Source organism: Roseateles sp. P5_E11 (assembly GCF_054049355.1).
In genome coordinates, this window is record NZ_JBFUMO010001091.1 from 1 (window position 1) to 908 (window position 908).

General features: G+C 63.4%; 1 protein-coding gene. It reads right to left on the minus strand.

What is annotated here, in order from left to right; genetic code table 11:
- Positions 1-456 (minus strand): TonB-dependent receptor plug domain-containing protein (locus tag ACXJKR_RS33630; RefSeq protein WP_457326559.1); only part of this gene is annotated, 456 nt, incomplete at its 3' end.
- Between the last annotated feature and the right edge of the window lie 452 nt (positions 457-908).

A 908-nucleotide genomic window follows, 5' to 3' on the forward strand; every position in this document is an offset into this window, starting at 1 on the left:
GTAGACCTCCATGCCGCCGATCAGCTCGGAGGGCAGCAGGGAGTAGTTGAAGGAGCGGTCGATGTCGAGCTGGTCATACCAGCCCGTGGACGCGACGGTCTGGCCGTTCAGCGTCGTGTAGGTCATCTGCGGGTCGGAGCCGCGGATGGACACCGAGGCGCCCTGGCCGAAGGCACGGCCCACGGACACGCCGGGGATGCGGCCCAGGGCCTGGCCGACGTCCGAGTCGGGCAGCTTGCCCACGTCCTCGGCGGAGACGGCATCGACGACGGCGCTGGCGTTCTTCTTGATCGTGGCGGCGGATTGCAGCGAGGCCCGGATGCCTGTAACGACCACCTGCTCGAGCTGGGCCGGCGTGTTMGCCGGTGCGGGCGCCACCGCCTCTTGTGCCTGGGCAGCCATGCTCAGCAATGTCAAGGCCGCAGCGGCCGCGATGGGGGTCGGTTTGACCTTCATGAACTAATCCTTGTTGTGGCCAATGATTCGGGTGGGGTGGCCGCCGTTGGCCTATGCGTACCACCTTGAGTCCGGTTGCCGCCCTTGTCTGGTTCTGATTTGCGTACAACCAGTGCAATGCCACTATAGATTTTGATAACGCCACTTTGCTACCAATCGAGTTTGGGTAGTTTCCCGGGTGGCTTGGTCGTGCCTATGAAGCAGGGTCAGATTGCCCTGTAGGAGGCTCACCTCGCATGGTCAATTGGTATCTGACTGGTGCCGGAACTCGGCCGATGATCCTGTTGTGCGGTGGCGACGACGCGCTGGCAGCTAGGCGGTTTCATGGCAAGTGGCCTTGATCTGGTACAGGGTTTGCCGGAGGCGCCCCGCGTGCGGCAAGCCGGGACAATGGCGGCCCAGGAGCGATTGCTCCAAGACCCGATGTGGCAGACATGAACCCGGTTGAAAGC